Raw genomic sequence first — 639 nt, forward strand, 5'->3', positions numbered from 1 at the left:
TTACGGACAGTGCCTGGTGGGTAGTTTGACTGGGGCGGTCTCCTCCCAAAGAGTAACGGAGGAGCACGAAGGTGGGCTAATCACGGTCGGACATCGTGAGGTTAGTGCAATGGCATAAGCCCGCTTGACTGCGAGAATGACAATTCGAGCAGGTGCGAAAGCAGGTCATAGTGATCCGGTGGTTCTGAATGGAAGGGCCATCGCTCAACGGATAAAAGGTACTCCGGGGATAACAGGCTGATACCGCCCAAGAGTTCATATCGACGGCGGTGTTTGGCACCTCGATGTCGGCTCATCACATCCTGGGGCTGAAGTCGGTCCCAAGGGTATGGCTGTTCGCCATTTAAAGTGGTACGCGAGCTGGGTTTAGAACGTCGTGAGACAGTTCGGTCCCTATCTGCCGTGGGCGTTGGATGATTGAGAGGGGCTGCTCCTAGTACGAGAGGACCGGAGTGGACGAACCGCTGGTGTTCGGGTTGTGTCGCCAGACGCATTGCCCGGTAGCTAAGTTCGGAATCGATAACCGCTGAAAGCATCTAAGCGGGAAGCGAGCCTCAAGATGAGTCATCCCTAGACCTTTAAGGTCTCTAAAGGGTTGTTGAAGACTACAACGTTGATAGGTCGGGTGTGTAAGTGCTG

1 rRNA gene is annotated in these 639 nt (G+C 54.5%); it reads left to right on the forward strand.

Annotated elements, in window-relative coordinates:
• Positions 1 to 639 (forward strand): 23S ribosomal RNA (locus C9J45_RS21455); the annotation flags it as partial.

The organism is Photobacterium sp. GB-1 (assembly GCF_003026165.1).
Taxonomy (GTDB): domain Bacteria; phylum Pseudomonadota; class Gammaproteobacteria; order Enterobacterales; family Vibrionaceae; genus Photobacterium.